Below are 25,087 nucleotides of genomic sequence, written 5' to 3' on the forward strand. Positions count from 1 at the left end.
TTCCTGCTATTGATTTTATCTTTTCATAAACCAACAGACGGAATGGGAGGATATCCAATATTGTCTTTTTTATTTCTGCGATTCGACGGGCAGCCACACATGAAAACTGATCATTTCTTCCTCGCTGTCCGCCCAGATTTTTCCTCCATGGAGTTCAACAAGCCTTTTTGCAATCGCAAGCCCCAAACCGGTCCCGCCAGTCTCTTTTGACCTGGATTTTTCAAGCCGGTAAAAGCGGTCAAACAAATGGGAAAGGCTTTCTGTATCAATGGGCTGTGCTTTATTTTTTATTGTCATCCGTACCCCCTGATTCTCAGGCACAAGACTCATCCATACACTGCTTGGCTTAAGGCTGTATTTAAGGGCATTGCCCAACAAATTTTCTATTACTCGAACAAATTTGTCGGGTTCTATTTGTACATAATATTTTTCTTTTGGAATCATTACTTCTAACAAAAGGCTTTCTTTCAAAAGGCTTTCTTTTTCAAACAAAGGCCCATAATCAATCACAAATTGGAGCAGAATGTCATTCAGACACAATCGTTTTTTGTAAAGTTGGATCTCATTTCCTTGAATTCTTGTGTATTCAAACAGATTGTCAATCAGGTCTTCAAGCACCTCGATCCGGTCAAAGGCAATGTGAATACAGGTTTCCAACTCGCAAGCATTCCGGTATTTCTTGTCCTTGACCAATTGAAGATACCCTTTTACGGATGTCAGTGGTGTTCGCAAATCATGGGATATGCCGCTGATCAGTTCATTTTTGCTCTTTTCCAGATCTCTTTCATGGTCAAATTTGTTCTTGAGTTCAATGGACATGGTATTGATATTCCTGCACAGTTCTGCGATTTCATCATTTCCCCGGATTTCAATCGTGGTGCCAAACCCTTTGTTGGCAATTTCCGTCACTTGCCTGGAAATATATTTAAGGTAGTTAATTTTTCTGTAAATAAGGAGATAGAATATGATTACGAAAAAAACAATACCCATAAAAAATACAAAAGCAGAAACTGGCTTGTAAAAAGGACTCATCTGCGGGGAACGATATATGGCCCGGGAAAAGATCCCCAGGGCGACCAGTGTGGTCACATAACTTACAGCAATCGCAATAACAAGTTGAAGGCTTAATCTGGTTTGCAATTTACGCTTCATTCTATTTTATACCCCACTCCCCAGACATTTTTCAGGTAGATCGGTTTACGCGGATTTTCTTCAATCTTTTCACGGATATTGCGTATATGAACCATAACCGTATTCTCCAATTCCATCATTGGTTCTTTCCAAACCATCTCATATATTTTCCTGCTGCTGAAGACCATCCCCTGATGACGGGCAAGAAGCTCCAGGATCGCGAATTCCTTGGGAGTAAGCTTAACTTCCTTATTATTGACAAAAACCTGGTGAGTTGCCGTATTGATTGTCAAATTGCCGATTTCTATCCGGCTGGCATTATCGGATATACCGGAGTCATGCAAATGATTGCAACGAAGGTACCGCCTCAGCTGGGATTTTACTCTGGCAACCAGTTCCAGCGGATTAAAGGGTTTGGTAATGTAATCATCCGCTCCCACACTAAGCCCGTGAATTTTATGCAGATCTTCAACTTTTGCCGACAGCATGATAATAGGAACTTCACTTTCTTCCCGAATCTTTAAACAGGCATCAATTCCATCCATCTTCGGCATCATGATATCCAGAATAATAAGATGGACTTTATTTTTTGAAAGAATATCCAAAGCTTCGAGGCCGTCTCCTGCCTTAACAACTTGAAAGCCTTCATTTTTCAGGTAAATTTCAACAAGGTTGCGTATCTGAACATCATCATCAATCACCAGGATCGTTGGCTGCATCATGATCCCTCCTGCATTCCCAAACCGGATTTTCGAAGGCGGGTTAAAAATAGAATTGAAACGGTCAGAACCAATAAAGTCAAAAGATACCAGCCATACTTTGTAACCAATAACCCAATCTGCCCAATATGTCTTCCAAACAGTCTTCCTGCACAAAAGTAAATCAAAGTCCAGACAAAACCACTGGAACAGGAATAAAACGCATATCTGCGATAAGGCATTTTGCCAATTCCGACAAGATAAGGGATCAGGTGGCGGATAACAGGAAAAAAATAACTGATGACCAGGGCAAAATGGCCAAAACTGGCAAGCATCGCCCGGGCTTTCTCTACATAGTATTCTGTTTTTTGCCTGTTTTTAACAATTGGCTCAAGAACAGGCGCTCCCAGATAATTGCCAAGGAGATATCCGATGGACAGCCCGGATACAACTCCCAGATAAGTGAGGATAAATGCAGGAATCGGCTTCAATAGACCAAAGGCGGTCAACGCCCCGCCTGTCATCACAATCACTTCATCAGAAACCGGCATACCGACAATTCCCAACCACAGGGCCAGGAACAAAGCGACATATCCGTACTCTTGAACATAATCCAGCAATATATCATACATTTCTTTTTCTCCTTCTTACTTATGGCAGACATACATAAACGCTGGCGGGATGTTTAAAGAGACAAATGAAATATCCACACGGGAAAATTTATTTATCAACAACTTTTTCATTTGCAGGGAATATTGGAATGCAATAAAAATCCCGTCAGGTTTCAAGACATCAGCTGCTTGCTCAACAATACATTCCCGCATCCTTTTTTCGAACAACGCAAAAGGCAATCCTGAAACAATCACATCGGGCGCTTCCATGGCATTCAACCGGGAATAAAGATGCTCTTTCAGGTCCAGAGCATCCGCAAAACAAACCGTTCCGGGATATGAAGATTGTATGCGGTCACGCATTTGTTGATCCTTTTCAAATGCAAACAGCTTGCAGTCAGGCTGTTTAAACATATGAATGTACTTTGTCAGAGCACCTGTCCCGGCACCAAGTTCTGCTACAATAGAGGTATTTTTCCAATCAATCGGTGCAAGCATTTTTGCCGCCAGAAATCTTGAACTGGGGGCAATACTGCCCACCTGGCGAGGTGATTGCACAAATTTGGAAATAAAGGTCAACGGTTCATTCAACTTTGCCAGACTCATATCTTTATTCCTCCCTTCCGACAGGAACTATCATAAATAACAAAACTAAAGATACAGGGAGGAAAAAACTAAAGACTTTCTGAAGTCTGGAAAGAAAAGAATGCCTCTTTAATGGTTCATTTTCCTGACTTCTTGCCGGCAAAAGGCACATTTCCGCCAAACGAAAAAGAGACCGCGGTCAGTATTTCTTCCGTAGGGCCATCCAGTAAATCAAGCCGGAAAAAATGGTCAGGGAAGATAACGTGGTTATAGCAACCCTTAGTACCTTATACTCTACATTTACCCATCCCGTATAAAAAATAATGATCGACAAACCGCCAAACAGGAACACAAACAAAAAGCTGAACAGTTTATATCCCAGAAATCGGGCCCGCTCATCCTTCCCTTCCCTGGCAATCATTACAACGAGCCCCAAAAAAGCAAAAAAGGCAAACCCCGCCAAACCGTTGGTAATCATTATTGCTGTTTCCATCACCTAATTCCCTCCATTCGGTTTACTATACTGAAACACTTCCGTTATGTCCGCATCCAGCGCATCGGCTATCTCAAAAGCCAGTTTTAAGGATGGGGTATATTTTCTGTTTTCAATCGAGATAATCGTTTGTCTGCTTACGCCTGCCTTTTCCGCCAACGCTTTTTGTGTCATTTTGCGTTCGGCCCTCAATACCGCAATTCGATTGGTTAACTGTCCACCAGGCTTCTTCATTTCATTCCCGCCCCTTTTAAGTCAACTTTTCTTTACTTATTGTAAAGTATATTTTACTGTAAGTAAAGGAAATTTTACATTATTCTGTAAAAAACTTTATGGTTTTGTTTTTAATCGTGGAGACAAACTTGCCTGTTTTGGTATGCTTCTGCTAAAAAATCACCGCCGAACCTGAATGAATTTATGGATAACAAGGAATTAATTACTTAGTAAAGTTTATGGTAAACTTACTTTATAGAATGTAAAAGGGAGAACAGTTTTTCATGAAAAGAACTGGCGTCATTGTTTTTGTAAACGCTTTAGTCCTCTTCATTTATCTGAATCTTCCGTATACAATAAAAGGAAGTGCCGAGGTACCAAGGCATGAAAAGAAAGTTTATCGCATTGCGGGAGATCAGCATTTGCCGCCATTTTCCTATATTGATGAGACAGGAGAATTTACCGGATTTAGTGTTGAATTGTTCAAGAGGATCGCAGAAAGGAAAAATATTATAATCAAGCTGATTCCCATGCCCTCCTACAAAGCAATGGAATCATTAAAAAAAGCTGAAATTGATGCTATTTTGGGAATGAAATATTCCAGTAATATGAGTCAATTTTTATTTTCTGATCCGTACTTTATCGTAACGGATGCAATCGTAGTACCAAAAAAAGAAGCTCAGTCAATCCGCACATTGACTGATTTGCGCAACAAATTAATCATAATGCAGGAGGATCATTCAGTTCTTTCGATGATAAAAAATGTCCGTGGTTCACAAATTGCTATTGCTCTTAACACGAGAGATGCTTTTAATTTATTGTTGGACCATCGGGCAGACGGATTAATCACAAACAAATGGACGGCTGCATATTACCTGAAAAAGCTTGATACACAATCACAATATGAGATTCTTAATGGATTGACCGGGACATCATCCGAATTAACAGCTGTGATTGATCCGAATGAGCAGGAATTGCTGGAAATGATAAATACTGCTTTGGAGGAAATGAAGAAAGACGGAGAGTACGTGGAAATACATTCACAATGGTTCGGCAGTATTACTGAAAAACAGTTAAAAGAACTCAAGTTTCTGATTACAGTGCTGATCGTATTTATTTTTATAATTCTGGCAGCATTATCTGTTATTTATTTATGGAATAAAAAACTGAAAGCCCAGGTAAAAAAGCGAACCGCCGATCTGGAATCTGCCAGTAAACAATTATACAGGCAACAAATGGAATTGTTAAAAGCAGATCAATTTAAGGAAACCATATTTAACAATATTTATTCCGGGATTATTACTTTTGATCATAAATACAATCTTACAAGTATAAACAAACGCGCACGCTCCATTTTAAATTTCAAAGAAAAACAAGTTGTACAAGCTGAAGAGATTTTATCGTTACCGATTATAAAGCGATTTTTTGCAGAATACCAAAAATTTGTTTCCCTGAAAGGAAAAGAAGAGATTTTTTCTAAAGAGATAGAATTGAATGACAAATGGGAACAACGATCCATCTTGTTTCGTATGATTCCGCTCAATGGAAAGGATCAAATGGCTGACGGGCATTTGATCACTCTTACAGATCGGTCAGAAGAAAGAATGCTGGAGAAAAAGCTTGCCCTGCAGGAAAAAATGGGCGCCCTTGGCAGGCTGGTGGCGGGGGTTGCTCATGAAATTCTGAATCCGTTAACAACCTTGAAAATGTTTACAGATATGCTTCCCAAAAAGTACGCAGATCCTGCTTTTCGCGATGAAATGATACTGCATGTGCCTGAAGCAGTAAATCGGATGAACCGGATTGTGGAAAGTCTGTTGGGATATTCCCGCCGCCATGAAGTAAAGCGGAAGAAGTTTGTACTAAAGGATTGTTTGGAGTCCATCATTTCCATAATGAGACCGACATTGAAAAAAAACGGGGTTCAACTTGTGTCAGAACTGAATGAAAACGCAGCAGGATACGGTGATCCAAACCAGGTAGGGCAGATCATCTTGAATTTTATGATCAATGCCCTGGACGCTATGATAAACAGTACAGAAAAAGTTATGACGGCCAAGGCCTTTAATGATGATCAGTATGCTTATATCAAGGTTTCTGATACGGGATGTGGCATTGATCCGGAAACGATTGATCATTTATTTGAACCATTCTATACCACAAAACCGGACGGAGTCGGGCTGGGCTTGTCACTTTGTTATCAATTGGCAGAAGAAAACAATGGGATGATAGAGGTACGGGTGCTGGATAAAGGTTCGGAATTTACCATCAAATTCCCTTCCGTAAAGAAGGAGGAAACCTGAGATGAAACCTTGTGTACTGATTATTGATGATGAACCTGCAATCGGTTCATCCCTGCACTTTGCTCTTGAAGATCATTTTCGTACATTTGCGTGTACGAATGTTTCTGATGCTTACAAAATACTGCAGAAACACGAAGTACATGTTATATTGCTGGATTTGCGATTGGACAATGCAGACGGATTGGATCTTCTTTCTGAAATCAAGGAAATGTATCCTGCAATTCCAGTAATCATTATGACTGCATTCGGCTCTATTGAATCTTCCGTTGAAGCGATCAAAAGAGGAGCCTTTCATTATATTATGAAGCCTCCTGAAGTCGACGAGCTTCTTTTACTTGTTAAAAAATCGCTTGAACATCAAAATTTGTATAATCAGGTACGGGAACTGAGCAAACAAATTGAAAAAATGAAAGGATACGATCAGATTATAGGAAAAAGTCCCCCAATGAAAAGAGTGTTCTCCATTATCGATCAAGTAAAGGACATTGATTCAAATGTTTTGATTACCGGTGAGAGCGGCACTGGGAAAGAGTTGGTTGCCAGAGCAATCCATCATAACGGAAAGCGGCGAAATGGACCGTTTATTGCCATCAACTGTGCAGCAATACCGGAATCACTGCTTGAAAGTGAATTATTTGGCTATGCGAAAGGAGCATTTACGGGCGCTTCTTCCAGCCGAACCGGCAAGATTGAAGCAGCACAAAACGGAACACTGTTTTTGGATGAAATTGGCGAAATGACTCCCCAACTGCAGGCAAAGTTGCTTCGTTTTCTTCAGGAAAAAGAAGTAACACCTCTTGGTTCCAGCGATACGATAAAAGTTGATGTTCGAATTATTTCGGCAACCAATCAAAATCTGCTTGATTTGATTGAAAAAGGGGATTTCAGAGAAGATTTGTATTTCCGACTAAGTGTAATTCCTTTGCATATCCCACCATTAAGGGAAAGAAAAGATGATCTCAAGCTCTTAATCCCCTATTATTTAAAAAAACATGCCGAAGTGATGAATCGGCCTGTACCAGCATTATCATCTGAAGCCCTGCAATGTCTCGAGCAATTCTCCTATCCGGGAAATGTAAGGCAACTGGCAAATATTCTTGAATACGCTGTTGCCATGGCTAAAAACAGACAGATTCAATCTTCTGATTTACCTTTTTTAATAACAGATCCCCTTAAATCCGATTTTAAAACTGAAAAAGATGAAAATAAGAATAACCTTCAAATTCCTATACCATCTACCCTGAAAGAAGTGGAAAAAAAACTTATTCAAGCTGTACTTGATTATTGTAAAGGCAACCGCAGAAAAACTGCTTCCCTGCTCAAAATAAGCGAACGGAATTTACGTAATAAATTGAATCAATATAAAAAAGAAGATGAGAACTTTAAAATCGGCAAAAATTGCCGGTGAGGAAAATTTCTCCTCATTAAATGCGGCATTTTTTGCCGATATTCACCTTAATTCCTTTCAAATCAAATAAAATCAATATGATTGATTTTGGCATCATTTTTGCGTTATTAAAGATAAATTATAAAAAAGGGGAGTGTATATGTCTCACAACAAACGATTTTATATTCTTTTTTGTATTCTGATGTTTCTGGTTGGATGCAGCAATGGCGATCAACCAAATCAAAATGTTGGTAAAACAGATGATTTTCAGGGCAATTCCTCTCAAGCCGGCAAACCGCTTACTATTTTAACGGGAGGAACCTCAGGAGTTTATTTCCAGCTTGGAAATGCCATGGCCAAATTGTATGGGGAAAAAATCGGTGCTCAGGCAAGTGCACAAACTACAGGCGCTTCTGCTGAGAACACTGCGAAAGTATCACGTGGAAAAGCTGAGCTTGGATTTGTAATGGCTGATACCGTATCAGATGCATACAACGGGCAAGGAAATTTTGAAAAATATGGAGCGCTGAAAAATATACGCGCGGTGGCTTCTCTCTATCCGAATTACATGCAAATAGTTACGACGAAATCAGCAGATATCCACACTTTGGAAGATTTACGCAACAAGAAACTGGCTGTTGGGGCACTTGGGAGCGGGACCGAGATCATGGCGAAACGCATTTTGGAAGCAGCTGGCTTGACCTACGATGATGTAAATGCCGATTTCCTGTCCTTTTCAGAGGGGATTGAAGGAATTAAAAATGGGACAACAGATGTTGCCTTCCTCTCATCCGGATACCCAAACTCGGGAATTATGGAACTGGCAGCTATTGATGATATCGAAATGATCCCCGTTCCGGAAGAACTTACCCTTAAATTAAGGCAAACCTATCCAGCATTTGAAACTGGTTATATTCCAGCCGGAACTTACAAAGGTATCAATGAAAACTGCCCAACTGTCAAGGTTGACAATCTGCTTGTAACATATGAAGATATGCCAAATGAAGCCGTCTATGAATTGACGAAAGTATTGTTTGAAAACCTTGATGAATTACGGAGTGCACATAGCGCAGCAAAACATATCGATATTAAAAAAGCCGCACAACACCTGCCCCTGCCGCTTCATCCCGGTGCTGAACAATATTATCGGGAACAAGGCATCTTGAAATAAAGAGGGTGGGATAAATGGTGGGTAGATTCACAGAACCGATAAATAAAAATACTATCCTGGAAAAGTACGATGCCGAATCCAGAGCCAAAAAAATCAATCATGACTTTTGGCGCTGGATCATCGTAATTCTCAGCGTTGGTTTGGCAGGCTACCATTTATATACCGCGTATTTTGGCCCCCTTGATGCTTTAAGACATCGGTCACTTCATACTTCTGTTATCTCTGCACTTGTATTCATTTTATATCCGGCTTTTTTCAAGACAAAAAAAGACCAAGTCAAAGTTGCAGATATTTTCTGGATCATCGCTGCCCTTTCGACTGGTGCCTATATATTTATTGATTATCAGGGAATTGCCGAACGAATGTCCGTCTATATGCCCAACAAAATTGATATTTTGTTTGGAATTGTGACAATTATTGTTGTTATTGAGGGAGGGCGACGTGTCGCGGGAAATGCCCTGACTGTATTGGCTGTCATTTTTCTTGTTTATGCCTTTTTCGGCCAATATGCGCCAGATATTCTGCGCCATTCCGGCAAAGATCTCGAGGACGTAGTGACCTATATGTACCTATCTACTGAGGGGATTTTTGGGATTGCAATTTCTGTTTCTGCCTCCTATATCATCCTTTTTATATTATTCGGCGCCTTTTTAAACGCTTCCGGAATGGGAAAATTTTTTACTGACATCGCTATGGGATTGGCAGGACATACATCAGGAGGTCCAGCAAAAGTTGCTGTAATTTCAAGCGGGTTACTTGGGTCAATAAATGGGAGTGCATTAGCCAATGTAGTAACGACCGGGGCTTTTACCTTTCCGCTTATGAAGCGGGTTGGATATAAACCTGAATTTGCAGGTGCCGTAGAAGCAACTGCCTCTGTAGGCGGTCAAATTCTTCCACCTGTTATGGGGGCGACCGCGTTTATTATGGCCGAAACGCTGAACATGCCATACAATCAAATTGCATTGGCAGCTATATTGCCTGCATTGTTATATTACCTGGGAATAATTTTTATCGTACATTTTCGTGCCAAAAAACTTGGATTAGACGGGGTGGCAAAAGAAGAATTGCCGAATGTGAAGGAAACATTGAAAACAGGGGGACATCTGCTGATCCCGATCGTTGTCCTGATCGGTTTGTTAACAGCAGGAAAAACCCCATTATTTGCAGCTTTTTATGCCATTATCCTGACAATCGTTGCGAGTTGGTTTAACAAAAAAACCCGGATGGGTCTGAAAGATATTATAAAAGCAAAGGAAGAAGGAATCCGTTCCTCGCTCGGTGTTGCCATGTCTTGTGCTGTAATAGGGATTATTGTGGGAGTTGGTACATTAACAGGCCTCGGTCCCAAACTGACACAATCCATTCTTGTGCTTGGACAGGGGGAAGTCGTTTTGACGCTGCTATTAACAATGGTTGCCTGTATTGTAATGGGAATGGGTTTGCCATCAATCCCTACGTATATTATAACAGCAACAATGGCAGGGCCAGCACTCGTTGAATTTGGAATCGCCCCGTTTTTGACCCATATGTTTGTTTTCTACTTTGGGATCCTGGCAAATATAACCCCACCCGTAGCTCTTGCTGCTTTTGCAGGGGCAGGCATTGCCGGTGCAAATCCTGACAAAACAGGTTTTGAAGCTTTAAAACTGGCAATGTCCGGTTTTATTATTCCATACATTTTCGTTTTTTCACCAGCACTTCTTATGCAGGACATATCGGGACCTGTTATGGTGATTTCTGTTACTGCTACGGCAATTATCGGAATTTTCGGGCTGAGCGTGGCGCTGGAACGTTACTTTTTAACAAGTATGCCCCTTCCCGTCGCCTTTGTTTGCTTTGCCGGCTCACTAACCCTTATCATTCCGGGAATGACGACTGATATCATTGGCGCTGTTATTTTAACCGGGGTTTTGATTTTCCAATGGTTTAAAAAAACCAAATTGAAATCCCGTCATCAAAATCCGCACAAAATAGGCCTGTAAAAATTGAAAACCAGATCCAGACAGACTTATTTTTAGTCAATTATGTCAACCATACATTTGCAGGAGCCCCGGGTTAGATTCCAAACAATTTTACAGGAGTGAAAAAATGAAATCGATTCGGGGCTATTGATGTAGGCGGAATATCTACCGATGTATTTGTTTTCGATGAGAAAACAGGCAAGATTTTTGTAACAAAAACTTCAATCCCTTCCAACCCTGAACGTACCAGTACAAAGATCCTTCCAAGCCGTATATCCTCAGGAGAGATCGGTTTGAAGTAACAGAAAGAGCGGAAGAAAATGTCATTGTCGGCATCAATGAAGATGAGGTACGTCAATTGGCAAGGAAATAAAAAAACGAGGTACCGAATCGGTTGCAGTTTGTTTCATCAATGCATATGTAAATGGCGAAAACGAAATTAGAGTAAAGGAGATCTTGTCCAGAAGAACTGCCAGATGTATACGTCCTGTATATCAAGTGAAGTTTTACCTGAAATTTTTGAACATGAACGAATGAGTACAACCATTATTAATGCGGTACTTGGACCAATCGTGAGTAAATATATTCAAAAATTAAAGAAACAAATGGTAAAAAAGGCTATCAGACGAAATCCTTGTTCTTCATTCCGGCGGCGGTGTGATGGACATCTGATCCCAATCCGGGTCAAGATGACGAACAATTTTTGGGTACGATTTTTTCAAATGTCAAGGTGAAAAAAGGAGACACGTTTACCCGGCCTTCAGCAGGCGGCGGTGGCTTGGCGATCCGTCTGAACGTAATTTGAACACTGTTCTGGAAGATGTAATTGATGGATATGTATCCATTAAGCGAGCAAGAAAAGACTACGGAGTTGTGATTAAAGAAATTGACAGAGATCTTGATCTTTTTGAAATTGACTATGAGACTACAAAAAAAGAAAGAGATTTCATCAGAAAAAATCGGTTAAAATGGCTTGAAACAGATCCTGCTATCGTAGAACAAAAATTTATTAATGGAGAGATTGATAAATTGGATGTAATTTGCCGCTACGGAGTCATTATGGATTATGCAACAAACAAGGTTTTGCCGAAATCAACAGAACAATTCAGAGAGTCGATGAAAAAACGTTCGCTGGCATACTGGAGTTAATAGATTAAGTTTATATACAAATTGTCTTTTTCAGACATGAAACACCGCTCCACTTCCCTGAACACGCAAAGGGAGTGGAGCGTCATTTGCAGATCCGGTCGGAAAACCAGGCTGTAGTCAGACCCGGACATTTTTATTTTTTCAAATTGTATTCCACAGGTGAATTGATTTAATATCCGTTGCTGTTCCCATCGCAATGCCAAAAGCCAGATTATTGAATATCTGCGAAAATGCCGTTCCAGACGTATTTTTGTTTAACTTATTGCTTTCTCCGGTTTCTCCCGGCTTATTGCTCTTTTCTGTCTCATTCAACACACAAAATGATCCTTGGTCCTGTTTTGATTCAATATATATATAACATCAATGATACGAATTGATACAGATTTGCTTCCTGTTATTTGATGTATGTGACCATGTTGGGTTTTCTGTCTGGTATATGGATGGTCTCATCCTGTTTATATCCAATAATTGCCGAATAATAAGGCTTGTAGCCATCAGGGATTTTCAGTTCTTTTCGCAGTTGGTCGCCTTGCGGAGAATCAAACGCCAGGATGACAAAATAAATCCAGCACGAGCCCAGTCCAAGTGATTCCGCAGCAAGCAGCATGTTCTGGGTAGCGGCGGCGCAATCTGCCTCAAGCGGGACAGGAACCTGTTCATTTCCGGATACGATGATCAATGTTGGCGCGCCATATAAACAGTCATACTCCTCATCATACGCTTTTTCTTTTAGATGTTCGATCCCTTTGGCCGTTTCCTTGGCAGCCTGGTTCAGTCTTACAAGCATGTCTTTGTTTTGCACAGCGGTAAAATGCCACGGCTGCTTTCCGGCGTTGGGAGCATACATCCCCGCTTCCAGGATCGCCTGCAATTGTTCATCCTTAATCTGTTCATCTTTAAAATTGCGAATACTCCTGCGCTGTTTTATCACTTTTAAAGTCTCGTTGACAATCATCCGATTCATCCCTTCTATGGCTTTGATCCATAAAGTTATATAACCTTTCAACAAAACTATACCTAATTCACATATATACTTTTACTGATTTTCTGTCAATCCTTTACAATACGGGCTTTCCTCTCGAACTGGAACCATCCGGTTTTAAAGCACGACCGGTTTTTGTGAATCTATGCACATGCCTTTCAGCAAATTTATCCGATGCATAGAAACCCTTTATTATAATTGTACTAATCGCTTTTCTGTTGTACTTTATGGAGAACATCCAGAATATCATCAAACACATCTGCTTTCATCACAGCAATTCCTCTTTCGATGTCCGCAAGCAGCAAAAGTGTTTCTCCAGGCTCAATGCCAAACAGATCCCTGATCTCCTTGGGAATAACGATCTGGCCTTTTGTGCCAACTTTTGCCGTTCCAACATATTTTCCTTCCGGCATTTTCTTTTTCTGGTTCATATTTTCCTCCTTTTGCCAGGTTAACTCTTTATTCAGTCCCAACTTTACTTTTAAACTTTAATTATATATTAATAAACTCTTCCGGTTTTTCAAAATGAAATCCATGACCGGATTGGACGCTGATCAGTTGATTGTTTTTCAGAAGTTGACGGGCTCTGACTGCATCTTTTTCGTCCATTGCCCCCAACAGAATACCATTTTTATCGTATTGCCAGTTTGTATGAATGAGAACAGACGGCATCTCAATTTTCGCCAAAATGGCTTCGTGATCCATATCATTTCATGAGCCGTTATAAAATGCATCTCCAAATCGGGGATGCAGCCGCACGGAAAAAATGGCAACGACAACGATGATCAAAATCTTCATGGTTTTTTCATTCATTTTCTCCAATCAAAATATAGACTTGGTTATATTATATCATATTTGTATTACAATTAATACTCGTTATACATAAAACAAATCAAAAAAACCTGTCCGTTTTTGCGGCAGGTTTTGGAAATACAGCAATGACTTTCCCTGTTAATATTGCTCTTTCAACCAGACACCTGGTTTTTTGAATAACAAATTATATACGAGTAATTTCCTTATTGTTTTTGAGTTTAAATAAAATCCCGAGCGTATTTGGCCCACAGTGGCATGAGATGGTGCACCCGGCCCTGGTTTCAATGATCTCATCAAAATCAGCATAACGGCGGACTGCTTCTTTTACTTTGGCAACAGTATTTTCAGAACACATGGAATGAGTAATGAAAATGCGGCTTTCATCGAAATTCTGTCTGTCAGACAGTTTATTCCTCACATAATGCTCCAGACAGCGGTCAAAGCTGCCCCTGTATTTTTTTCCGACTTTCATTTTGCCGTCAATCACTTCAATACTTGGCTTGATTCGAAGCAGTGTTGCCCCAATGGTTTCAACCCCCGAACAGCGTCCGCCCCTGTGCAAATAGTCCAGGCGGTCAATCACGAAGCTTGCGTCAACCTTGGGAATCTCCGCTTCCAGCCTGCTGCATATCTCTTCTGCCGGCAAGCCTTCCCTGGCCATCAACGCCGCATCATAAACGATATGCCCGCTGCCCGTGGAAAGATTGCGTGAATCCACCACATAAACATTTTGAAAGTCCTGTGCCGCCAGGACGGCATTTTGGTAGCTGGAAGAAAAATCCGAACTGATCGAAACATGAATGACCGCCTCATATTTCGGGGAGAGTTCGGCAAACAGGTTCTGATACTCATACACATTTACAGCAGCCGTTTTGCATGTTTTTCCTTCCTCGCCCACATATCGGAAGATTTCTGCTGGTGTAATGTCCACGCCATCCCGAAACACTTTGTCATCAATAAGAACATGAAGAGGCACCAGCGTGATATCCATGGTGCTCAGGATCTCGGGAGAAAGATCACAGGTGCTGTCCGCGGTTATTTTTATCATGTTTATCACCATTCTTTAATATTTTTCGCCATTTTCTCTTGTTGTCACCGGTTTTATATATATAACCATCAAGGATATTCTTACAAGGAAATATACCAAATAATCATAAAATATCCTTCTGCTGTTAAAATAACAATTAGATGAATTCAATTGATATGTATCGCTATCAATGATTTCTCAGAAATAAAGAATATGGTATAAAAGCTGGCTCTATCTATGATATGATTCGTACGATTCATTTTTCATCTAAAAAAATTTTATTACACCCTATTTTGTTTTGTCAAAATTAGCTATTAACCATTTATACCTGTTAAACAACAGGGACTTTCCCAGCAATAAAAACAAAAGGCCTTGAACCAATGTGTTTGATTCAGGGCAGGCGATCCGAAAATGTTTCTTTCCTGTAATATATTCGGGGAGATTATGCAGGCTGTTCGATTCCACAATCACCCCCTTTTTGATAATGGATATGCCATTACACAGCTTTACAACTCCGTCACGCCGTGGATTGCCCCCAGTATAGTGTAACATTGCCGTTCGTCTGAGGGAACATAAAAATTTGTCTAAACCTTTTTATCAGCACCACACACTCCATGGGCTTTCTGTCAAGTTTCACAGGATTTTCGCAAACATTCTGCTGTAATCGTGACTCCGTTTTTCAACATTTCGAGTGGTGTCCCCGTAAATACAACTTGTCCGCCATGGTTGCCTCCCTTCGGTCCAAGGTCAACAATCCAGTCGGCAGCTTTGATAACCTGCAGATTGTGTTCAACAACAACGACTGTATTTCCGGAATCTACAATGCGGTTTAAAAGTACAAGAAAATTCTCCACATCCACGGGATGCAAGCCGGTCGTCGGTTCATCCATCAGATATAAACTGTTTTTCCCCGTATTGTTAATCAGTTCCCTGGCCAATTTCAGGCGCTGGCTTTCGCCGCCGGACAAGGTTGTCAGGGTTTGGCCCAGTTCCAGATAGCCCAATCCTGCGTCGTAAAGAAGTTTCAAAGCCCTTTTTATTTTGGGATGGCCGTTGAATATAACCAGGGCCTCTTCCACAGACATCTTCAGGATCTCCTTTATGTTGTGTCCCTTATATTTCACGGACAAGACCTCGTCGTTAAACCGATTCCCACCGCAGACCGGGCAGGTCACTTCGATGTTTTCAAAGAACAGCATATTGCTGGTAACAATCCCCAGCCCTTCACAATTCTCGCAGCGTCCCCCTTTTGAGTTAAATGAAAAATGCCTTTCGCTCAACCCTTTGTCTCTGGCTCCCTTGAGTCTGCCAAAGATCTTCCTGACCTTGGAATACAGTCCGGAATAGGTGGCAACATTGGAGCGTTTCATTTTAGTAATCGCAGACTGCTCTATGGTGACAATCCGGTCAAATTGTTCAACTCCCGATACAATATTGGCAGCGGTCTGCTTTTTACCTGTTACTCCTGCAAGCACTTCAAATACCAGAGTGGATTTTCCTGAACCCGAAACGCCTGTAACTGCAACCAGACAACCGGTCGGAAAAGTAACATTAATGTTTTTTAAATTGTACAAATCAGCATTTCGAACTTCTATTACATCACCAGTTCCTTTTCTGAATTCTTTCTTAATCTGCCTTTTTTTCTTTAAATATGCGCCAGTTACGGAGTTTTCCTGTTTCTTGAGTTCTTCCAACATACCTGTCCCAATAATTTCACCACCATGTTTTCCAGAACCGGGGCCGACGTCCACAATATAGTCAGCAGCCTGCATAATGTCAGGGTCATGCTCAATGACAATAACAGTATTACCCAAGTCACGCAATTTTTTTAATATCGCTATCATCCCCTCAGTATCCTTAGGATGAAGACCAATCGTCGGCTCATCCAAAATATAAACGATCCCTGTCAAATCAGAAGCCAGAACCGACGCTAGTTTAAGCCTTTGTGCCTCTCCGCCGGACAGGGTAATGGTCTGGCGGTCAAGTGAAAGATATCCTAATCCTACGTTAATAATCCTTAGAAGTTTTGTTTTCAAATCCAGCAAATAGGATTCTACAAGGCTCCGTTTGGCATCATCCAATAAAATTCCCAGCTTTTGGATCCATTCATATAATTCTTCCAGAGACAGCAAAACCAGTTCCGGAAGGCGTATGCCTTCGACCGTTACGCTGCGGCTTAATTTTCCCAACCTTTCTCCATTGCAGGCCGGACAAATATCATAATCGAAATAGGCATTCAATTTTTTGGTATGGCCGCCTTGAGCTGCCATTCGCCTCCAAAGTACAGTGAATATGCCCTCAAACTTGCCTGCTGCAACCGTTTTCGGGGGAAGAATATCGGGAAATGTTTTCTTCACCTCATCGTTTTCCACACCGTAGAAAAGAATGGCTTTCTGAATATCGCTGAAATCCCTGACCGGGGTATTTTCCTCAAATGAAATGTGATAATGCCGGAAAGCATTGTATAAAGATGAAATTTGATATTCCTTGTATTGATGTTGCCAAAAGTCAACCGCACCATCTTCCAATGATAACGATTCGTCAACCGTATTTCCCTTGTTGATCGTCGGAACCTTCCCCAATCCCTGACAAGTTTGGCAGGCCCCTTCCTTGGTGTTGTGGGAGAAATGCGTTCGGGTCAGTTTTTCCATTTTGTAATGGCAATGGCTGCAAAACATGAAAACTTTGAATTCTCCATCCTTCTTTTTGACTTCTTCCTTACATTCTGCGGCAGATATTATTTTATGGCAGCATGGACAGGTCCGTATACCCAGCTTTTCATAGATCATCCGAAGTTCCGTATAAATATCCGTCAACGTTCCAACGGTAGAACGGGGATTTTTATTCGTTTCCGTTTGCGTAATCCTGATTGCCGGTGACACGTTACGGATAAAATCAATGTTTGGTTTATGAATCCCCTGGTACCCCATGGCCTCCAAATACTGTCTCTGACATTCCTGGTAAATCACATCAATCGCCAGTGTGGATTTTCCGGAGCCGGACAAACCAGTAAAAACAACCAGTTTATTGCGGGGAATCTCCAGCCAAATATCTTTTAGATTCCCCTCTCTTGCTCCACGCACAATCATATGGGACATAAAACTTCCTCTTTTCTAATATTGGGATCTTTCTCAAACTGTACTTATGTTTTTGTATGGTATGCGAATATTGGATGCCAAATCAGTCTGGAAACATGAACTTTATCCCACTGCTTTTTTCAAACATAAACCCGACCGGTCAACAACAATTCCTTTTCCGCATTGTTCTTTGCACAATTACTTGAACAGCAATTTACTTTTATGATATAACATTAATGCAATTGCCAAGCTTTGCCGGATCTGAAGCCCGGCGACAAGCACTTTTGTTTAAAAAGCTTGAACCTGCAGTAAAATGTTCAAACAATTCCGGAGGCAACAAAATGGCAATTCGTCCTGTAGATATTGCCCGCAAACTGGGGATCAGCACCACAACCCTGAGAAAATATGAAAAATGGGGACTGACACCGCCTGTGCCGCGTTCTGCAACAAGATACAGGGAATATACGGATGAACATGTCGCTTATTTTATCTGCCTCCGAGAAATGCTGCACGGTTTTACCTTGAAACAGATTGCGGAAATTTTCAGGGAAGTCATGGCCCTAAAAACCGATACGGCCCTGTGGATGGCGAACAAAGCGCAAGCAGACTTGCACAGAAAAAAAAGGATTACCGAAAAAATCGTACAGAACTTCCTTCAGCCAAACAATTCGCGAAATGAAGCAAACCGCTGCCTGCTAACCATTAACGATGTTAGCAGGGAAACAGGAATCCCGGTTTCAACCATTCGCTATTGGGATCAGGTTGGCCTGATCTCAGCCCGGCGCTGCAGCTCAAATCATTACCGAATGTTTACCGACGACCATGTGAGGCAAGTTTTGGCCATATACGCATTAAAACTATCGGTTTTTGCCAACGGCCGGAAACATTCCATCAGGCATATCAGAGAGGAACTCCGGGAGTTTAACCCTGACGACAGAAGCAGAATCATGAAGATGACAGAAACCATCCGGCAATACCTGAATCAGGTTAACCGGGCTCAAATCAGAGGCATATCTGCACTTTATCATTTGTGCAGGCAAGTCGAAACAAATCAGTTTGATCAACATGAAGTTTCTTCGAAACAATCTTAAAAAAGGGCTCCAGCATACTTGACCGTTTGCAAGCCAAATTACCAGAAAGCGGAACCCCCGTTTTTATCTGCTTTCATATTGTTTGTTTGCTCTCAAGGCCACACACGTTTTTAAACTGAACAGTTTATATCCAGTCCCTTACATATAAAGAATCAAGTTTTTCTTCTTTTTCGCTGATATGATCAGAAACATGGGTCTCCTCAGCTCATCCTTACACTCCGGAAAGGCCTTTAAAAAAGCCGTGTCGGCTTTCGGCTCAACCAGTCCCGTCAATTGAAAGCCGGACTCAAGAAGACTGTGTACATAGGTAGTCAGTGTTCTATGGTACTTGATCACTTCTTCACCCAAAAAAACCGCTTTACGCAATCCTTCATCAAAATATCTGTCAACTGGCCAGTGAAGGATATTACCTTTCTGTCATAATGCCAGTCCTGTTTTCCATATGCTGTAAATATCGGATGCTCCACAGAAAAAACAAAATCCCCGCCATTTGAAAGACAATGACTTACTTTTCTGCTAATATTGCTGAATGATTCAATATAGTGAAAGGCCAGCGAACTGATCACCACGTCAAACGTATTTGCCGGAAAATCGATATCTTCATGGCCATCTGCCTGTATTCGACGGAAGGTGCCTGATGCTTTCTCCTGGCTACATCCAGCATTTTTCGAGAGAGATCCACACCAACTACGTGCTTCGCTCCCTGTTCTGTGGCATATTGGCAGTGCCAGCCAAAGCCACAGCTCAAGTCCAGAACGCGCTTCTGATTCAGATCCGGCAGCATCTTTTTCAACACCGGCCATTCTCCTGGTGCTTTCAACCCTTCGACAGAACGGGGCATCCGGCTGTTTTTTTGAAAAAAGCCGACATCATCGTATTTGTTCTCTTTCATGTCTCAAAACCTTTTGCAACTTTCGTGTAAACAGAAACATGTCATAACTCTGATATTGCTTTTAAATATTCATTTTTCATTTACCAGGTCTATATATCCCTTTAATCTCTTATTCTATCTGTTCTCTTTTCTTTTTTCCGTTTTTTTAAAACCGATATAAATTAACCCAATACAAATAACAAGACCTGCTATTGCCGGTACAAATACTGATTTTCCCGCTTCTCCACCAAAAGCAACGCTCCAGGTCATTTTGGCAACGGCTATAAAAACAATTACCGATAGTCCAAACCATAAATTTCGTTTCCAAAATGCAACAGCCAAAACTGTCAGTGAAATTGGTATCAGCAAGGATATCAAAATTTTGGAAAAGCCCCAGTCTCCCAATAAATATACCTTTTCCATCTCTAAAAATTGCTTTACCGTTTCATTTACAAGACCGGGCTTTGGAAACCAGAACATACTTGTCAAAACGATAAACATCGTTCCCAGTATTCCGCCCCAGCTTCTTCTATAGGCAAAATAGCAAAAAGGAATGAGGAACAGCGGTCTAATATACCAACTAAGCTGATTTTGATGGCGCTCATAAGCCCAGTCAAAAAAGCTCTTGTTTGTAAATGCCAAAACAATCAAAAATACTATTAACACAAGAAAAATAATCCCCAAAATTTTATCGTATTTCCTGGAAAATTTCATAATATTTTCCTCCTATACCAGTAATCTATTTTCCTAATCCATTCCTTAAAAAATCTACCAAACAATTCACGTTTTCCAGCATCCTCTCAATTTCAAAATCCTCGTCTTCCTGAAATATATCTGTAAAGTGGATAAACAAATAGCTTATGATCTTATGAATAAATTTCTCCGGAAGATCCTCTCTGAAATTTCTATCTGCTATTGCTTTATCAATCATGTTCTTAAGCAGATTTTCCGGGTTGTCTCCCAGCATTTTGATGGCAATGTCGTATATTTCTTTGCCTTTTTCTTTTGCAAACATGGTTCCCAGTTTATGATATTGGGGACAGCACTTCGCAAATTCAATTCCAAATGCTGCCTGAATCCTGAACAGTTCAAATATGTCAGTTGTTTCATTCAGATTTATTTCTTTGGTTTTTCTTTCTATAAATTCCCACTTGGCCTTAACCGCATGTTCCAATAAGTACAGATAAAGGGTTTGTTTGTCTTTAAAGTGATAATAAAAGGTTCCCTTGCTGATTCCTGCGTTTTTGATAATACGATTCAGTGAAGCATCTTCATAAGTTTTCTTTGTAAATTCATCTAACGCAGCATTCAAAAGTTCTGCCTTTTTTGCAAATGTTTTTTGTTTCATTGCCTGGCTCCTTCCCACAAACCTAGACCACATAGTCTAGACCATACGGTCTATTTTGATATTACCATTTTCCTGCTGCTTTATCAATAAGTTGCTCCAGTATAGTGGAGAGATCTTCTTTGACCCTGACTTGCCAGACACCTGATACTATCTTCGCTGCCTCCAGCCTTTTTCAGCGAGATCCATACCAACTACGTGCTTCGCTCCCTGTTCTGTGACATATTGGCAGTGCCAACCAAAGCCGCACAGTCCAAACAGATCCGCGGCATCATATTTGTTCTCTCTCATATCTGAATCATGGGAAAAAATTTATACCCGCTACATAACGCTTGTAACAATGCTGGACCGATAATGATATATTTAACTGATCCATTTCTGTCTCCAGGTTTGCGGTTAAAGCAATAAAAAAAGCCCACGGCACAAAGCTGGCAGATCGGGCTGTAATTAATCCATTCTTATTGTTTTACTGAACTTACGGCAAGGTCACCTTTTTAAATCCTCCAAAATCCCGGGCCATCTGATCATATAACTCCTTGCCAAGCAGAGATTTGTAGATTTCGTCAGCTTTCTTTTCGGGATCAATATCTTTAAACTGTTCCGGGTAAAGAATTTTTCCAATAAAGTATGCATCCGCTATGGCTGTATCAATATTTGTAGTATAGAAATTATACGGCAGTTGTAAATAGAGTTCCCCGTTTTTGACGGCAGACAGGGTATTGTAGTATCCCGGATTTTTCTGATAATCCTGTTGGATCATTTGGAATCCGCCTCCATCAATAAAGATTTTATCCGGATTCCACTCAAGCAGCTTCTCCTTGTCGATCATAATCGAACCGGTTCTTCCGGTTTCATCCGCTACATTTTTGGCATGGACGGCATTAAACAGAGAATAATTGCCTTGTGTACTCTCAATGCCATGCATCCCTTTCATGCCCAGTCCGCCAACATATGTACTTGGCTTTTTATCTTCGGGGATCTCCCTCGTTCTTTTATCCAGATCAAGTTTGCACCTGTCAATGTAATCCACAATCTCCCGGGCCTTTTGCTCCTTGCCAATTACCTTTCCGATCAACCTTATCGATGTATTTACTGCCGGATCAAACGCGGAAGTTTCTCCATAACCGATGGCAACTACAGGTATGCCTGTTTTGGATTGCAGATTATCTGCGGAAGCTTTATCGGATGCATATGTGCTGAAAATCACATCAGGCTGGACCGCAAGGATTTTTTCCGGGTCGGGTGCATTATTCGGACCGCCCTGGCCGATCACGGAAAGGTTTGCGAACGATGGATTAGCCATGATATAGGGCTTGCCCAAAGAATTATCTTTATCCATTTGTTCAACTCCGGCGATCAGATCCGCATCATTAAAATAACATAGCAACCTTAACGCCCCTGGGCCAACCGCTACCACACGTTCTGCCTGCGCACCGATTTCAACCTGCCTTCCCAGGATATCCGTCACAGTGATTTTTTCTGAACCAGGATCAGAAGAAGTTTTTGCAGCGGTAGAGCATCCGCCCAAAATCAATATCAGACAAAAAAACACAACAGCCAATAACGATATGTTTCTCTTTTTCATATTTCACACACCCTGTAACGTTTTAAATTGATCCGGGCTGAACCGGCTTTTGCCTATACAGGAATAACAACCGGCACATCTTCAATTTTATCGATTTTCACAGGAACGGAATAAACACTTTCAATATTTTCAGGAGTCATGACTTCAATACCGCCTGCTGCAAAAATCTTTCCGTCCTTTAATAACAGGAATTTATCTGCAAAGCGTATGGCCAGATTCAAATCATGCATGGTAACGACCGCAGCAATTTGTTGTTCTTTGACCACTTTTTTTATGATTTTGGCAACTTCAAACTGATTTTTCAAATCCAAGCTGCTGGTTGGTTCATCAAGCAGAAGAAGTTCAGGTTTTTGTGCCAGCGCCCTCGCGATTACCACTTTTTGCTGTTCCCCTCCGCTTAATTCATTCAGATACCTGAGGGCATATTCCGTCAGGCCAAGTGATTTTAAAGCATCTTGGGCAATTTCCAGATCCTCGCGAGAAGCTTCCCATTGAATGTACGGCTTTCTTCCAAGCAACACGGCGTCAAAAACGGTAGACCTGATGCTTTCATTTCGCTGTGCCACATACCCGATCCTTTTTGCCAGTTCCCGCCTGCCCAGTTTAAAGGCTTCCTCCCCCTTTATGAAGACGGTGCCTGTATGCGGTTTTAAAATCCTGTTGATACATTTCAGCAATGTGGATTTGCCAGCTCCATTAACTCCCAAGATGGCCAAGAAATCGCCTTTAGAAATGGAAAATTTGATATCCTTGATGACTGAACGACTGGGATAGTTGAATGCCAATCCTTCCACAGACAAAATCATTTTTTCTGATACCCCCTTGCCAGTAAATAGAGAAACAGCGGAGCACCAAAAAAGGAGGTGATTGCCCCTACCGGGAGGACAACAGGTGCGACCATCGTCCTGGCCAGAGTATCTGATACCAGGAGTAGCACTGAACCGGCAAGTGCTGAGGCCGGGATAAGATAGCGATGATCTTCTCCAATGATCCTCCTCATGATTTGTGGCCCAACGAGACCAATAAAACCGATGATCCCCAGAAATGAAACGGATACAGCTGTAATCAGGGAAGCGATAAACATTCCACCCATCCTGATATTTTCCACATGAACACCAAGACTTTTTGCCGTCTCCTCTCCACTGTCAAGCGCATTGTACTCCCATCTTCTGAACATGAAATAAATAAAAGAAAAGCCAACAATCCCCGCCAGAATAAAAACTTCATTCCACGTGGCCCTGCCAAGATCCCCAAACGTCCAGAAAACAGCTGCAGCGACTTGGACATCCTGGGCAAAATACTGGATCAGGATGGTTCCCGCGGAAAAGAGCGAGCTTAAAGCGACACCCGCAAGCACCATTGCCTCAGGGGAAAAACTGCGAAATCTGGCCAATAGCAGGATAATCCCTGTTCCCGCCATGGCCCAGATAAAAGCGGAAGCCGTCACCAGGTAAGGGTTGTTGATCATAACCGCATCGGCTCCGGCACTATGTATGCTTCCAGCTCCAAATACGATAATCGCTACATTGGCTCCAAAAGCTGCAGCATTGGAGACCCCCAGTGTTGAAGGTGAAGCCAGCGGATTTCTGAGATTGTTCTGCATCACACAGCCAGCCACCGACAAGCCGGCCCCGGCAATAATCGCTGCCAGAACCCTAGGCAGACGAATCTGCCATATCACAATATCGGAAACATCTGTTCCATCTCCCAGGATCGCCTGAATAACTTGAAGCAGATTGAGTGAGGCTGAACCGGCATTGATGGCAAACAGCGATGCGATGACAATGAGCAAAAAAAGCAGGCTTATGACAACTTTTTTCTTGGCTGTATATTTATGATACATGGCTGTATTGTTCGAAGTATTGATGATCGGCCGCTCTCGCTTCAAGATTTTCTTGTCTCCTCCTTTATTAAACTTTCCAAGTCATCAAGGCTGTTTTGGCGTGGACAGTTTCTTTAACCAGTCCGTCTTCAGATATTTGCCGAAGATAGCTTTGTATAAAATCCTTCTGCCCGGAGGTTAATGTTTGTGTCAGTCCAAAATAAGAGCAGTAAAATTTTTCTGCCTGTTCGATGGTCATAATCTGTTCCCATGAAGTATCAAGGTATGTGATTTCAGGATGCAAGCCCATAAGCCACAAAATATTGAAGCTGCAGTAGATAGCTTTTCCATGCCCGGCTTTGGTATCCTTTCCCGCGATATACTCGCCAAGGCGGTCTTTTACCTCATCCCTGCGCTCAACAAAATGACTCAAAAAGCAAGCTCCCCGGCTGGCCTTTACCATTTTTTCAAGTGCAGTTCTGCTGTTTATAGCAGGAGTCATGGAAGCAAACACAAGGTCAAATTTCTTGTCCCAGCCTGCAGATTGAAGATCAATTTCTTCCCAATCCAAAACCCTGAATTCGGCATTGGAAAGGCCTGCCGCAGCTGCATTTTCCTCTGCGTACCTGATCATTTTTGGAGAAACATCAATCCCTGTAACAGATTTTGCTTTCTTTGCAAATTCTACAGCATATTTGCCTGGACCGCATCCTATATCCAGCACATTGGCATCTTTTGTCAGCATCCCTTTTGAGGCCAGCACCGAAAA

25 protein-coding genes and 1 pseudogene are annotated in these 25,087 nt (G+C 41.5%); 7 read left to right on the top strand and 19 right to left on the bottom strand.

Going from position 1 to position 25,087, the window contains the following annotated elements:
• Positions 1-69: 69 nt before the first annotated feature.
• From H2C83_RS12530 to H2C83_RS12555, 6 genes are all read right to left on the bottom strand, one after another.
• Complete coding sequence (locus H2C83_RS12530) at positions 70-1,152, bottom strand: sensor histidine kinase (protein WP_181741242.1); 1,083 nt, start codon at positions 1,150-1,152, stop codon at positions 70-72.
• Positions 1,149-1,850: a response regulator transcription factor gene (locus H2C83_RS12535; protein ID WP_376766363.1), complete on the bottom strand. Its 702-nt coding sequence runs from the start codon at positions 1,848-1,850 to the stop codon at positions 1,149-1,151. Before H2C83_RS12535 ends, H2C83_RS12530 begins: the two co-directional genes overlap by 4 nt.
• Positions 1,850-2,461: a DedA family protein gene (locus tag H2C83_RS12540; protein WP_181741246.1), complete on the bottom strand. Its 612-nt coding sequence runs from the start codon at positions 2,459-2,461 to the stop codon at positions 1,850-1,852. The genes H2C83_RS12535 and H2C83_RS12540 overlap by 1 nt, the downstream gene beginning before the upstream one ends.
• Positions 2,462-2,476: 15 nt before the next feature.
• Positions 2,477-3,046 (bottom strand): class I SAM-dependent methyltransferase, encoded by a 570-nt coding sequence (locus H2C83_RS12545; protein ID WP_181741248.1) that lies wholly within the window; start codon positions 3,044-3,046, stop codon positions 2,477-2,479.
• Between the two features lie 178 nt (positions 3,047-3,224).
• On the bottom strand, positions 3,225-3,521 hold the full coding sequence (locus tag H2C83_RS12550; protein ID WP_181741250.1) for a hypothetical protein: 297 nt from the start codon (positions 3,519-3,521) through the stop codon (positions 3,225-3,227).
• On the bottom strand, positions 3,522-3,752 hold the full coding sequence (locus tag H2C83_RS12555; RefSeq protein ID WP_181741252.1) for a helix-turn-helix transcriptional regulator: 231 nt from the start codon (positions 3,750-3,752) through the stop codon (positions 3,522-3,524). It abuts the gene before it with no gap.
• 263 nt (positions 3,753-4,015) lie between these two features.
• Here H2C83_RS12555 and H2C83_RS12560 point away from each other — a divergent pair, with 263 nt between their 5' ends.
• The 6 genes from H2C83_RS12560 to H2C83_RS12585 all read left to right on the top strand — a co-directional run bounded on the left by H2C83_RS12560 (position 4,016) and on the right by H2C83_RS12585 (position 11,705).
• A complete protein-coding gene (locus H2C83_RS12560; RefSeq protein WP_181741254.1) occupies positions 4,016-6,034 on the top strand; it encodes a transporter substrate-binding domain-containing protein in 2,019 nt (672 codons plus the stop codon).
• A gap of 1 nt (position 6,035) precedes the next feature.
• Positions 6,036-7,442, top strand: coding sequence for a sigma-54-dependent transcriptional regulator (locus H2C83_RS12565; RefSeq protein WP_181741256.1), 1,407 nt, complete (start codon positions 6,036-6,038; stop codon positions 7,440-7,442).
• A gap of 139 nt (positions 7,443-7,581) precedes the next feature.
• Positions 7,582-8,592 carry a TAXI family TRAP transporter solute-binding subunit gene (locus tag H2C83_RS12570; protein ID WP_181741258.1) on the top strand — a complete coding sequence of 337 codons (1,011 nt, stop codon included), beginning with the start codon at positions 7,582-7,584 and terminating at the stop codon, positions 8,590-8,592.
• A 14-nt stretch (positions 8,593-8,606) separates the two neighbouring features.
• Positions 8,607-10,577 carry a TRAP transporter permease gene (locus H2C83_RS12575; RefSeq protein ID WP_181741260.1) on the top strand — a complete coding sequence of 657 codons (1,971 nt, stop codon included), beginning with the start codon at positions 8,607-8,609 and terminating at the stop codon, positions 10,575-10,577.
• Positions 10,578-10,964: 387 nt separating this feature from the next.
• Positions 10,965-11,093, top strand: coding sequence for a hypothetical protein (locus H2C83_RS17820; RefSeq protein WP_312853915.1), 129 nt, complete (start codon positions 10,965-10,967; stop codon positions 11,091-11,093).
• A 264-nt stretch (positions 11,094-11,357) separates the two neighbouring features.
• Positions 11,358-11,705, top strand: coding sequence for a hypothetical protein (locus H2C83_RS12585; RefSeq protein WP_246333897.1), 348 nt, complete (start codon positions 11,358-11,360; stop codon positions 11,703-11,705).
• A gap of 141 nt (positions 11,706-11,846) precedes the next feature.
• Here H2C83_RS12585 and H2C83_RS12590 read toward each other — a convergent pair whose 3' ends face one another.
• The 6 genes from H2C83_RS12590 to uvrA form a co-directional block, all read right to left on the bottom strand.
• Complete coding sequence (locus H2C83_RS12590; protein ID WP_181741262.1) at positions 11,847-12,017, bottom strand: hypothetical protein; 171 nt, start codon at positions 12,015-12,017, stop codon at positions 11,847-11,849.
• An 82-nt stretch (positions 12,018-12,099) separates the two neighbouring features.
• Entirely contained in the window at positions 12,100-12,714 is a 615-nt protein-coding gene (locus H2C83_RS12595) for a nitroreductase family protein (protein ID WP_220184152.1), read from the bottom strand.
• A gap of 176 nt (positions 12,715-12,890) precedes the next feature.
• On the bottom strand, positions 12,891-13,118 hold the full coding sequence (locus H2C83_RS12600) for an AbrB/MazE/SpoVT family DNA-binding domain-containing protein (RefSeq protein WP_181741266.1): 228 nt from the start codon (positions 13,116-13,118) through the stop codon (positions 12,891-12,893).
• Positions 13,119-13,179: 61 nt separating this feature from the next.
• Entirely contained in the window at positions 13,180-13,374 is a 195-nt protein-coding gene (locus H2C83_RS12605) for an alpha/beta fold hydrolase family protein (protein ID WP_181741268.1), read from the bottom strand.
• 310 nt (positions 13,375-13,684) lie between these two features.
• Positions 13,685-14,548, bottom strand: a complete 864-nt coding sequence (locus H2C83_RS12610) for a DegV family protein (RefSeq protein WP_181741270.1) — start codon at positions 14,546-14,548, stop codon at positions 13,685-13,687.
• A 605-nt stretch (positions 14,549-15,153) separates the two neighbouring features.
• Entirely contained in the window at positions 15,154-17,625 is a 2,472-nt protein-coding gene (gene uvrA / locus H2C83_RS12615) for an excinuclease ABC subunit UvrA (protein WP_181741272.1), read from the bottom strand.
• Positions 17,626-17,945: 320 nt separating this feature from the next.
• On the opposite strand from uvrA, the gene H2C83_RS12620 reads away from it, so the two are divergent.
• The gene (locus tag H2C83_RS12620; protein ID WP_181741274.1) at positions 17,946-18,695 is read left to right on the top strand and encodes a MerR family transcriptional regulator; all 750 of its coding nucleotides are present in this window, start codon (positions 17,946-17,948) and stop codon (positions 18,693-18,695) included.
• A gap of 138 nt (positions 18,696-18,833) precedes the next feature.
• Here the strand turns inward: H2C83_RS12620 and H2C83_RS12625 are convergent.
• The 7 genes and pseudogenes from H2C83_RS12625 to H2C83_RS12655 form a co-directional block, all read right to left on the bottom strand.
• Positions 18,834-19,587 (bottom strand): annotated as a pseudogene (locus tag H2C83_RS12625) (methyltransferase domain-containing protein).
• 114 nt (positions 19,588-19,701) lie between these two features.
• Positions 19,702-20,280: a hypothetical protein gene (locus tag H2C83_RS12630; RefSeq protein WP_181741276.1), complete on the bottom strand. Its 579-nt coding sequence runs from the start codon at positions 20,278-20,280 to the stop codon at positions 19,702-19,704.
• Between the two features lie 25 nt (positions 20,281-20,305).
• Positions 20,306-20,914, bottom strand: coding sequence for a TetR/AcrR family transcriptional regulator (locus H2C83_RS12635; RefSeq protein ID WP_181741278.1), 609 nt, complete (start codon positions 20,912-20,914; stop codon positions 20,306-20,308).
• 472 nt (positions 20,915-21,386) lie between these two features.
• Positions 21,387-22,496, bottom strand: a complete 1,110-nt coding sequence (locus tag H2C83_RS12640) for an iron ABC transporter substrate-binding protein (protein ID WP_181741280.1) — start codon at positions 22,494-22,496, stop codon at positions 21,387-21,389.
• Positions 22,497-22,549: 53 nt separating this feature from the next.
• Entirely contained in the window at positions 22,550-23,302 is a 753-nt protein-coding gene (locus H2C83_RS12645; RefSeq protein ID WP_181741282.1) for an ABC transporter ATP-binding protein, read from the bottom strand.
• A complete protein-coding gene (locus H2C83_RS12650; RefSeq protein WP_220184153.1) occupies positions 23,299-24,384 on the bottom strand; it encodes a FecCD family ABC transporter permease in 1,086 nt (361 codons plus the stop codon). The genes H2C83_RS12645 and H2C83_RS12650 overlap by 4 nt, the downstream gene beginning before the upstream one ends.
• Before the next feature lie 22 nt (positions 24,385-24,406).
• Positions 24,407-25,081, bottom strand: a complete 675-nt coding sequence (locus H2C83_RS12655; protein WP_181741284.1) for a class I SAM-dependent methyltransferase — start codon at positions 25,079-25,081, stop codon at positions 24,407-24,409.
• Between the last annotated feature and the right edge of the window lie 6 nt (positions 25,082-25,087).

It is taken from the genome of Thermoactinomyces mirandus (assembly GCF_013868055.1).
In the GTDB taxonomy this organism is placed as follows: domain Bacteria; phylum Bacillota; class Bacilli; order Thermoactinomycetales; family Thermoactinomycetaceae; genus Thermoactinomyces; species Thermoactinomyces mirandus.

Excerpts from the sequence above, each read along its gene's own strand:
- H2C83_RS12530 (WP_181741242.1), bottom strand. The coding sequence starts at position 1,152 with ATGAAGCGTAAATTGCAAACCAGATTAAGCCTTCAACTTGTTATTGCG.
- H2C83_RS12535 (WP_376766363.1), bottom strand. The coding sequence starts at position 1,850 with ATGCAGCCAACGATCCTGGTGATTGATGATGATGTTCAGATACGCAAC.
- H2C83_RS12540 (WP_181741246.1), bottom strand. The coding sequence starts at position 2,461 with ATGTATGATATATTGCTGGATTATGTTCAAGAGTACGGATATGTCGCT.
- H2C83_RS12545 (WP_181741248.1), bottom strand. The coding sequence starts at position 3,046 with ATGAGTCTGGCAAAGTTGAATGAACCGTTGACCTTTATTTCCAAATTT.
- H2C83_RS12555 (WP_181741252.1), bottom strand. The coding sequence starts at position 3,752 with ATGAAGAAGCCTGGTGGACAGTTAACCAATCGAATTGCGGTATTGAGG.
- H2C83_RS12560 (WP_181741254.1), top strand. The coding sequence starts at position 4,016 with ATGAAAAGAACTGGCGTCATTGTTTTTGTAAACGCTTTAGTCCTCTTC.
- H2C83_RS12565 (WP_181741256.1), top strand. The coding sequence starts at position 6,036 with ATGAAACCTTGTGTACTGATTATTGATGATGAACCTGCAATCGGTTCA.
- H2C83_RS12570 (WP_181741258.1), top strand. The coding sequence starts at position 7,582 with ATGTCTCACAACAAACGATTTTATATTCTTTTTTGTATTCTGATGTTT.
- H2C83_RS12575 (WP_181741260.1), top strand. The coding sequence starts at position 8,607 with ATGGTGGGTAGATTCACAGAACCGATAAATAAAAATACTATCCTGGAA.
- H2C83_RS12600 (WP_181741266.1), bottom strand. The coding sequence starts at position 13,118 with ATGAACCAGAAAAAGAAAATGCCGGAAGGAAAATATGTTGGAACGGCA.
- H2C83_RS12610 (WP_181741270.1), bottom strand. The coding sequence starts at position 14,548 with ATGATAAAAATAACCGCGGACAGCACCTGTGATCTTTCTCCCGAGATC.
- uvrA (WP_181741272.1), bottom strand. The coding sequence starts at position 17,625 with ATGTCCCATATGATTGTGCGTGGAGCAAGAGAGGGGAATCTAAAAGAT.
- H2C83_RS12620 (WP_181741274.1), top strand. The coding sequence starts at position 17,946 with ATGGCAATTCGTCCTGTAGATATTGCCCGCAAACTGGGGATCAGCACC.
- H2C83_RS12630 (WP_181741276.1), bottom strand. The coding sequence starts at position 20,280 with ATGAAATTTTCCAGGAAATACGATAAAATTTTGGGGATTATTTTTCTT.
- H2C83_RS12635 (WP_181741278.1), bottom strand. The coding sequence starts at position 20,914 with ATGAAACAAAAAACATTTGCAAAAAAGGCAGAACTTTTGAATGCTGCG.
- H2C83_RS12640 (WP_181741280.1), bottom strand. The coding sequence starts at position 22,496 with ATGAAAAAGAGAAACATATCGTTATTGGCTGTTGTGTTTTTTTGTCTG.
- H2C83_RS12645 (WP_181741282.1), bottom strand. The coding sequence starts at position 23,302 with ATGATTTTGTCTGTGGAAGGATTGGCATTCAACTATCCCAGTCGTTCA.